The sequence below is a fragment of the Thauera sp. 28 genome (assembly GCF_000310145.2).
Lineage (GTDB): Bacteria > Pseudomonadota > Gammaproteobacteria > Burkholderiales > Rhodocyclaceae > Thauera > Thauera mechernichensis.
Genome location: NZ_AMXA01000028.1, coordinates 38,616 through 48,085 on the forward strand (window position 1 = coordinate 38,616; position 9,470 = coordinate 48,085).

Below are 9,470 nucleotides of genomic sequence, written 5' to 3' on the forward strand. Positions count from 1 at the left end.
CCCCCGCATCCAACTCATGCACACATGATTCGGCCCGCCGCGTGCGGGCGCGACCAGGATGCATGGAGGTGCCGTAATGACGACGACACGCATGGATGGCATGGCGCCGCACGTACCTCACTCGATGATCCGGGTGATCGGCGCCGCGAGCGCGCTCGGCGCCCCTGCCCCAGGTACGGCGGCCAGCCCCGACAGTCTGCAAAGCGGTGGCCTTTGCGCCCATCTGCACGCAATCGGACTCGGCGTCGACTGGCTCGAGACCCTGCGCCCCCTCGCTGCCGGCGTACCTGCACAGGCGGCAGCTCAGACAGGAGCCGATCCGGCAAGCACTGCCGAGAGCACGGAAGTCGCCGACATGGCCCGGCGCCTCGACGACAATGGCCGCTTTGCCCGTCGCCTCGCCGACCATGTGGCAGCAGTGCCACCCGGCAGCTTCCCGCTCGTGCTCGGTGGTGACCATGCAATCGCCGCAGGCACCTGGCGAGGCGTAGGCCGACGCTGCGGACGCTCCCCCGGGCTGCTGTGGATCGACGCCCACCTCGACAGCCACACCGACACCAGCACCCACTCCGGCAACATCCACGGCATGCCTCTGGCTGCGCTGCTGGGGGTCGGCCACCCGCAACTGTGCGACATCCCCGGGCCGACGCTGGATCCCGCGCGCACCTGCGTGCTCGGCGCACGCGCCTGGGAGGCCGAGGAGCGCGACCTGCTCAGGCGTCTGGGCGTGCGCATCTTCGACATGGAGGAGATTGCGCAGCGCGGTCTGGCGGCCGTGTTCTGCGATGCACTGAGCATCGTGCGCGCAGACGAGCAGGCGGGCTTCGGCGTCAGCCTCGACCTCGACGCCCTCGATCCGGGCCATTTCCCGGCGGTGAGCTGCCCCGAGCCCGGCGGCCTGGCACCCCGTGCGCTCACCGACTGCCTGTTCAGTCTGCGCGCCTGCGCCGACTTCATCGCGCTGGAGATCGTCGAATACCGTCCCGAACTGGATGCCGACGGCAGCGGCATGCGCTGGGTACGCGAGCTTGCCGCTGCTGCGCTCGGCCCATCGACCGCCTGGCTGCGCGAGAAGGAACGCCGCTACGGCGCCGCCAATTACGCCCCGCTCCCCGCCGTGTTCCAGCGCGGCGAGGGCGTCTGGCTGTGGGACACCGACGGCCGGCGTTACCTTGACATGATGAGCGCCTACTCGGCAGTGAGCTTCGGCCACAGCCACCCGCGCCTGGTCCAGGCCCTCACCGAGCAGGCCCAGCGCCTGGCGCTGACCTCGCGCGCCTTCTCCAGCGACCGTCTGCCGGTCTTCCTCGAGCGCCTGTGCGCGACCTTCGGCTATGAGCGTGCCCTGCCCGTCAATACCGGCCTGGAAGCCGTGGAGACGGCCTTGAAGGCGGCACGCAAATGGGGCTACCAGGTCAAGGGCATCGCCCCCGGAAAGGCCCGCATCATCGCCTGCGATGGCAACTTCCATGGCCGCTCCATCGCCATCGTCGGACTCTCCTCCAATGCGCACTATCGCGCCGGCTTCGGCCCCTTCCCGCCGGGGCTCGAACGCATCCCCTTCGGCGACGCCGACGCCCTCGAAGCGGCAATCACCCCCGACACTGCTGCCTTTCTGGTCGAGCCGATCCAGGGCGAGGGCGGCATCGTGGTGCCGCCGGCTGGCTACCTGTCCCGATGCGCCGAGATCTGCCGCCGGCACAAGGTGTTGCTGATCGCCGACGAGGTGCAAACCGGCCTCGGCCGTACCGGGCGCCTGCTCGCCTGCGACCACGAGGGCGTGCGTGCCGACGGACTCATCCTGGGCAAGGCCCTGGGCGGCGGACTGCTGCCGGTATCGGCCTTCCTTGCCGATCGCGCGCTCATGGACGTGTTCGGCCCCGGCGACCATGGCTCGACCTTCGGCGGCAACCCATTGGCAGCTGCCGTAGGCACCGAAGTGCTGGCGCTGCTCGAACAGCTCCGGCCCTGGGAGCGCGCCGAGCGGCTCGGCACACACCTGATCCAGTCCCTGCGCGACGCGGACCTGCCCGGCGTGCGCGCGATCCGTGGCCGGGGCCTGCTGGTCGGGGTCGCCTTCGAGCCGAACTTCGCCGACGCCGGCGCCATTGCCGAGCGCCTGCTCGCACACGCCATCGCCACTCGCGACACCAACGGCAACGTGCTGCGCCTGGCGCCACCGCTGATCATCGACGAGGAGACGCTGGAGCAGGCGATCACCACCATCGTGACCACGCTGCGTGCGTTCGCGGCGAAACGGACACGGCTCGCCGACAGCGTTGCAGATCTGCAATGAAGCAGGCGTGTTCGCGCACGGATCGACCACATTCGCCCCCCATCGCAACGCCTCCTGTTGCTAAACTCGCGCCTGTTTTTCCAACCGTGCGCGTGCGTGCGCCTCAACGAAGGGCTCCCTGATGCTGCTCTGGCTTGTCGTCGCCTATCTGGTCATTTCCATCGGCATCGGACTGTATGCCGCCACCCGGGTACACAATGCGCGCGACTACATCACTGCGGGTCGCAACCTGCCGATGTACATCGTGCTGGCGATGGTGTTCGCAACCTGGTTCGGCGCCGAGACCGTGCTCGGCATCTCGGCCACCTTCCTGGACGAAGGCTTCCGTGGGCTGATCTCCGACCCACTGGGCGCGGCAGCCTGCCTGGTCCTGTTCGGCCTCATCTTCGCCCGCCCGCTCTACCGCATGAACCTGCTCACGCTGGGCGACTTCTTCCGCATGCGCTACAACCGCACGACCGAGCTCGTGCTGTCGATCTGCATCGTGCTGTCCTACCTTGGCTGGGTAGCGGCGCAGATCACCGCGCTCGGACTGGTGTTCAATGTATTGTCGAACGACGTCGTGAGCATGAACGAGGGCATGCTGATCGGCGCCGCCGTCGTGCTGGTCTATACCTTGTTCGGCGGCATGTGGTCGGTGGCACTGACCACCTTCGTGCAGATGATCGTGATCGTGATCGGCCTGGTGTGGGTCACCTGGCTTGCCGGCGACAAGGCTGGCGGCTTCGAACTCGTCATCGCCAAGGCCGCGGCCGAGGGCAAGTTCGAGTGGCTGCCTTCCCTCGACCTCATCGACATGATCGCCTGGTTCGCTGCCTTCGCCACCATGGCGCTGGGCTCGATCCCGCAGCAGGACGTCTTCCAGCGTGTCAACTCGTCGAAGAACGAGCGCGTCGCCGTATGGGGTACCACACTGGGGGGTGTGAGCTACTTCTTCTTTGCTGCGGTGCCGCTGTTCCTCGCCTATACCGCCAACATCATCGACCCCGGCATGGTCGAGCGCCTGATGGAGCAGGACTCGCAGCTCATCCTGCCCACGCTGATCCTCCAGCACATGCCCTTCTTCGCCCAGGTGATCTTCTTTGGCGCCCTGCTGTCGGTGATCATGAGCACCGCCTCGGGCACCCTGCTCGCGCCCTCGGTGACCTTCTCCGAGAACGTGCTGCGCGGCTTCATCCCGGGCATGAGCGACCGCGCCTTCCTGCTCAGCACGCGGGTCACCGTGGTGGTGTTCACCGTCCTCGTGACCTGGTACGCCACCACCACAGAGGCCACCATCCACCACATGGTCGAGAGCGCCTATCGCGTAACGCTGGCCGGCGCTTTCGTGCCCCTGGCCGCCGGCCTGTTCTGGAAGCGCGCCAACAACCTGGGGGCAGCGCTGGCCATCATCCTCGGCCTGTCGACCTGGCTACTGCTGGAGATCTTCGTCACCGAGGGCGACGTCGAGCCCCAGCTCTACGGCCTGGCGGCAAGCGCGCTCGGCATGCTGGTCGGCGGCCTGATCGGCCCCAAGACGCACCACAGGCCGCAGGTCGGTGGTCATCGCGCCGCCGCAGGCACCTACCACACCGCGCGTTGACCCCACGGCCAGCGCGTCCTGAGGCCAGGCCAAGGGGGCGGCAGTCATGAATGGCACGGCCAAGGGGCTGGACTACTGGCGGCGCGAACTGGCCGCCGTGCGCATGCCTGTGCTGTCGACAGCACAGGCGCTCGAGACCCTGCTCGACCCCGGGATCGGCATGGACACGCTGCGCACCATGCTGCACGGCGACATCCCGCTTGCGCTCGAGGTCATCTTGCTCGCCGCCCGCGAACCGCGCATCGACGGCGAGGTGCAAGGCCTTCAGCATGCGCTCAACATGCTTGGCGTCGACAAGGTCCAGGCCCTGGCCAGACGGTGTACTGACCAGGGCCTGGATGCAAGCGCCGCTGCCCGGCACGAGGCGGTACGGGCGATGGCAACGAGCCAGTTCGGCCGTGTCCTGCAGGCCGACTGGGCGCACCACCACGGCGGCGAGCATGCCGAGTATCTCGAATGGCTGACGCTGTTGCTCGGCGTGGCGCGCTGGAAGCTCCCCCTCGCCGCCCCCGAACTGCACCAGGAGATCGAGGCGCGCGCCGCGGCCGGCGAGCGGCGTGCGCGGGTGGAGGAGGCACTGCTAGGCTGCTCCCCCGTCGAACTGAACGCTGCCCACCTGCAGGATCTTGGCCTGCCGGCGAGCCCGGCGCTGACGACGATCATGGACAGGGCGGGCACCATGCTTGCACACGCGGGCCGCTACGCCTGGCAAGGGGGCATGGCCCCCGAGCTGCCGATCGCACTCGCCCGCTATCTGCACCAGCGCGGCGCGGATGCCGTCCTTGCCCACCTCATCGCCTGGGCGACACATGACAACTGGTATGGTGGCCACACCACGACACTGCTGCACGCTGCGTCGGCGATGACGAACCTGCCGCTCGACGAAATCGTCGCAAGCACGCGGCGCGTCGCAGTACGCATCAGCCATGCCGCTGCGTTCATCGACCATCGCCCGGTCGCATGCGAGCGCTTTTTCTGGCCGCCACCGCCACCGCGCAGCCCCGGCGCGCAGATGCCCGCAAGCCGAGCGGCCGCGCGATCGGCTGACAGCGACGCGCACACTGACGGATGGCATGCTCGCTCACAACACGCCGGCGACGACCGCACCCGACTGGTGACAACGAGGCTAGAAGGCGAGACACAGGCCGACGAGCCTTCAAGCGCAGCACCCAAGGCGACGCAGCCCAAGGCCCATGGCGGCATCGGCGGTGCGCCTGTCACCGAGATCATCGAGGCCTTCATGCAGAACTGCCAGCACGGCCGCTATCGCGACCTGCGCGCGTTCTTTGCGGACACGGCGCACACGCTTGAGCAAGGCCTTGGCCTTGCGCGCTGCCTGCTGTTCCTGAAAGCCTCTGCCGCAGACCGCCTGAGCTGCTACTTCGCCTACGGTTTTGCCCCCGAGGACAATGCGAAAGCCCTCTGGGTGCCTGCGGGTGACGACAACCTGCTCGCACGCCTGTTCCGCCACGCGGCGGGATCTACCTGCATCGACCGCACACGGCTCGCGGCCGGTCGCCGCCAACTCCCCGAGGTCCTGCGCGCGCATGTGCGGCCGGCGGGCTTCCTGCTTGGCGCCATCCACCTCGGTGATCGTCCGGTTGGCGTGATCTGGGCCGACGGCGGCGACGCCGACCCCGTGCTCGACGCCAACCGCCATGCGGAATTCAAGCACATGATTCGCCACTTTGGCGCCGAGTTCACCCGTCTGACTCAGGCCCTGCGGCGCTGAGCCCGGCCTCGGAGGGCCATAGGGCTATTCCGCCTGCCAGCCCATGAAGGGCAGCAACTCGGAATGGCCGCCACCGATCAGCTGGCGCGCCCGGTTCTCCAGCACCTCGATCGGCCCGGACATGTCGATCACGATCTCGACCCGCCGATTCTGCGCGCGTAGGGCTGCCGACGTGTTCTCGACCCGCGGACGCGTCTCGGCAAAGCCATGCACACGCAGCCGTCCCGGCGCGACGGTGCCAGTCGCGAGCAGCGCGTTCGCCACTGATGAGGCGCGCGCTGCCGACAGATCCCAGTTGGAGCGGAAACGCGCAGTGCTGATCGGGATGTCGTCGGTATGACCCTCGATCGCGATCTCCCCCGGGATATCGGCCAGCGACTCGCCGATCCTGCGCGCCACGTCGGCAAATGCCGGCGCGAGGTCAGCCGAGCCGGACGGAAAGGCGCCGCGCTCCTCGATACGGATGACGATGCGCTTCTTCTCCTCGTCGAGCTGGAGCGTGCCCTGGCCGAGCTCCTTCTCGAGCGTCTTGCGCAATTCGTCGGCACTCTTGCTGACCTGGCGCTCGGACACCTCGCGCACCATCGCCTCGTTGCTCGCGTTGGAGGTGTAGGTCTTGAGCTTGGGATCCTCCTTGGAGGTCTCCTGCCGCACGGTATCTATCGGGGTGGGCTTGGGCGGCCCCGGCGAGAACTTGTCGAAGATCGGCGTCGTCCCCATCGGCGACTCGATCGCCGGCACATCGCGCTGCACACCGAAGGCCTTGGTGAGCTCGCCGGCGATCTGCTTGAACTTCATCGCATCCATCTCGGCAAACGAGAGCAGGAGCACGAAAAAGCACATGAGCAGCGACATCAGGTCGGCAAATGTCATCACCCAGGCGGGGATGCCGGCCTTCTCCTCCTCGGGCATGTCCATGTGCGCGCCCTCAGCCGCCTTCGGACTTGCGCTTGGCGGGCGGCAGGTAGCTCGTGAGCAGGGTCTCGATCACGCGCGGATTGGTGCCGTTCTGGATCGCCGAGATCGCATCGATGAGCATCGCGTTGAGGCGTGCCTCCTCGGTCATGCGCAGGTTGAGCTTGTCCGCCATGGGCAGGAAGATCATCGTTGCCATCATCGCGCCATACAGCGTGGTCAGCAGCGCCACCGCCATCGCCGGGCCGATCGACTTCGGGTCTTCCATGTTCGACAGCATCTGCACCAGGCCGATGAGGGTCCCGATCATGCCCATCGCCGGGCCGACGTCACCCATGGCGCTGAACACCTTTGCCCCCCAGCGATGGCGCTCGAGCGTGAGAAGGCGCTCCTTCTGCAGGATCTCGCGCACCGTCTCGGGTGCCTGGCCGTCGATCATGAGCTGGATGCCCTGCTGGAAGAAAGGGATGGAAGAGGGCCGGCTCTCGAGCGCCAGCATGCCCTCCTTGCGCGCCACCTGCGCAACCTCCATCACCTCCTTGATGACCTCCTCGGTGTCGGGCAGGCGGAACTTGAACGCCTTCGCCGCCACCTTGAACGCGCCGAGGAACTGCTGCAGCGTGAACTTGCTGAGTACGACGAACAGGCTGCCGCCGACAACGATGAGCAAGGATGGTCCATTGAGGAAGATCATTGCCGACGCACCGAGCACGATGGCCGAGACGACAATGCCCAGCGAGCCCAGCAGCCCGATCAGTGTTGCAAGATCCACGCACGCTCCATTGCGTTGAGCACACCGATGCGCGCCTGCACCACTTTGTGCAGACGCCATCGCGGCCGAATGTCATTGGCCCGAATCATAAGGTTTTTTTGCGCACCGCACGATGCTGCACAACGGGCGTTTGACACTCGTCAAAGCCACCTCAGCGACCACGCACTATGGTGCCCGGGTTCTTCCCTGCCCGCCCGGCCGCCAATGTCCGCACCCAATACGATCGAGCTCGTCTGCCCAGCCGGCAGCCTCCCCGCCCTGAAAACCGCCGTCGACCACGGCGCAGACTGCGTCTATCTCGGCTTCAAGGACGCCACCAACGCGCGCAACTTCACCGGCCTCAACTTCGACCCGCCGCAGATGCGCGAAGGCATCGCCTACGCCCACGCCCGTGGCAAGAAGGTGCTGCTCGCACTCAACACCTATCCGCAGACCGGCAACTGGCCGAGCTGGACGCAGGCCATCGACCGCGCTGCCGAGTTCGGTCTCGATGCCCTGATCCTCGCCGACCCCGGTCTTATGGCCTACGCCGCCAGAACGCATCCGCAGTTGCGCCTGCACCTGTCGGTGCAGGGCTCGGCCACCAGCTACGAGGCGATCAACTACTACCATGAGCGCTTCGGTATCCAGCGCGCGGTGCTGCCGCGCGTGCTGTCCATGGCCCAGGTCGAGAGCGTGGTCGCCAACACACCGGTCGAGATCGAGGTCTTCGGCTTCGGCGGCCTGTGCGTGATGGTCGAGGGCCGCTGTGCGCTGTCGGCGTACGCCACCGGCGAGTCGCCCAACTGCAATGGCGCCTGCTCGCCGGGCAAGCACGTACGCTGGGAAGACACGCCGCGCGGCATGGAGACGCGCCTCAACGGCATCCTCATCGACCGTTTCGCCGACGGTGAGCGCGCCGGCTACCCGACCCTGTGCAAGGGCCGCTTCGAGGTCAACGACGAGACCTACTACGCGCTCGAGGAGCCGACCAGCCTCAACACGCTCGAACTGCTGCCCGAGCTCGCCCGCATCGGCATCCGTGCGATCAAGATCGAAGGCCGCCAGCGCAGCCCAGCCTATGTCGCCCAGGTCACCAAGGTGTGGCGCGCCGCGCTCGACAAGCTCAAGGCCGGCGGCGCCGAAGGCTTCGCAGTGCTGCCGGCGTGGATGGCCGAGCTCAACAAGGTCTCCGAAGGCCAGAGCCATACGCTGGGCGCCTACTACCGCCCGTGGAAGTGAGCGTCGCGCAAGCCGCCTCGCACCGCATCACCCGAACGAACTGAGACCCGCCCGATGAAACTCGCCCTCGGCCCCCTGCTCTATTACTGGCCGCACCAGAGCGTGCTCGACTTCTACGCCGACATGGTCGAAGCACCGATCGACAGCGTCTACCTGGGCGAGACGGTGTGCTCGCGCCGCCACGAACTGCGCCTCGACGACTGGCTCGAGGTCGGCAAGGTGCTCGCCGCGGCCGGCAAGGAAGTGGTCATCAGTACCCAGGGCCTGATCGAATCCGAATCCGACCTCAAGGTACTGCGCCGCATCGTGCGCCAGCACAGCGAGGGCGAGACCGGCTTCCGCGTCGAGGCCAACGACATGGGCGCGGTGCGACTGCTCGCCGAGGCCGGCATCACCGACTGGGTCGCTGGCCCCACACTGAACATCTTCAACCCGAACACGCTGCAGCTGATGATCGACTCGGGCGCCACGCGCTGGGCCGTCGCCCCGGAGATGTCGGGTGCCGCGCTTGCCGAGGTGCGCGAAGCGCTCGCAGCCCCGATCGAAACCGAGGTCTTCGCCTACGGCCGCCTGCCGCTCGCGCATTCGGCGCGCTGCTTCACCGCCCGCCACTTCAACCTGCAGAAGGACACCTGCGAGTTCCGCTGTCTGTCGATCATGGACGGCATCACGCTGCGCACCCGCGAAGGCGAACCCTTCCTGACCCTGAACGGCGTGCAGACGCAGTCGGCACGGGTGCATAACCTGCTCGGCGACCTCGCCGCGGTACGTGGCAACGCCGAAGTCCTGCGCATCAGCCCACAGGGCGCCAACACGCGCGCCATCGTCGAACTGTTCCGCACCACCATCGATGCCCAGCGTTCGCCCGCCGAAGCCCTCGCGGCAAGCCGCGCACTGATGATCGAGGCGCCCTGCAACGGCTTCTGGCACGGCCGCGCCGGTGCCGAACAAT

Annotated in this window: 7 protein-coding genes; 5 read left to right on the forward strand and 2 right to left on the reverse strand. The window is 67.4% G+C overall.

The window, feature by feature from the left end; genetic code table 11:
* The first annotated feature begins 76 nt into the window (after positions 1–76).
* The 3 genes from rocD (at position 77) to C662_RS15885 (ending at position 5,610) form a co-directional block, all read left to right on the forward strand.
* Positions 77–2,296, forward strand: coding sequence for an ornithine--oxo-acid transaminase (gene rocD, locus C662_RS20665; protein WP_002931325.1), 2,220 nt, complete (start codon positions 77–79; stop codon positions 2,294–2,296).
* A gap of 121 nt (positions 2,297–2,417) precedes the next feature.
* On the forward strand, positions 2,418–3,878 hold the full coding sequence (locus C662_RS15880; protein ID WP_002931334.1) for a sodium:solute symporter family protein: 1,461 nt from the start codon (positions 2,418–2,420) through the stop codon (positions 3,876–3,878).
* Positions 3,879–3,924: 46 nt separating this feature from the next.
* Positions 3,925–5,610 carry a hypothetical protein gene (locus C662_RS15885; protein WP_002931337.1) on the forward strand — a complete coding sequence of 562 codons (1,686 nt, stop codon included), beginning with the start codon at positions 3,925–3,927 and terminating at the stop codon, positions 5,608–5,610.
* Between the two features lie 24 nt (positions 5,611–5,634).
* On the opposite strand, the gene C662_RS15890 is transcribed toward C662_RS15885, so the two are convergent.
* A complete protein-coding gene (locus tag C662_RS15890) occupies positions 5,635–6,528 on the reverse strand; it encodes a flagellar motor protein MotB (RefSeq protein WP_002931340.1) in 894 nt (297 codons plus the stop codon).
* Between the two features lie 10 nt (positions 6,529–6,538).
* A complete protein-coding gene (gene pomA, locus C662_RS15895) occupies positions 6,539–7,297 on the reverse strand; it encodes a flagellar motor protein PomA (protein WP_002931341.1) in 759 nt (252 codons plus the stop codon).
* A 204-nt stretch (positions 7,298–7,501) separates the two neighbouring features.
* Here pomA and ubiU point away from each other — a divergent pair, with 204 nt between their 5' ends.
* On the forward strand, positions 7,502–8,518 hold the full coding sequence (gene ubiU / locus C662_RS15900) for a ubiquinone anaerobic biosynthesis protein UbiU (protein ID WP_002931343.1): 1,017 nt from the start codon (positions 7,502–7,504) through the stop codon (positions 8,516–8,518).
* Between the two features lie 54 nt (positions 8,519–8,572).
* The coding region (locus C662_RS15905; protein WP_002931345.1) for a U32 family peptidase at positions 8,573–9,470 on the forward strand (898 nt) is incomplete at its 3' end.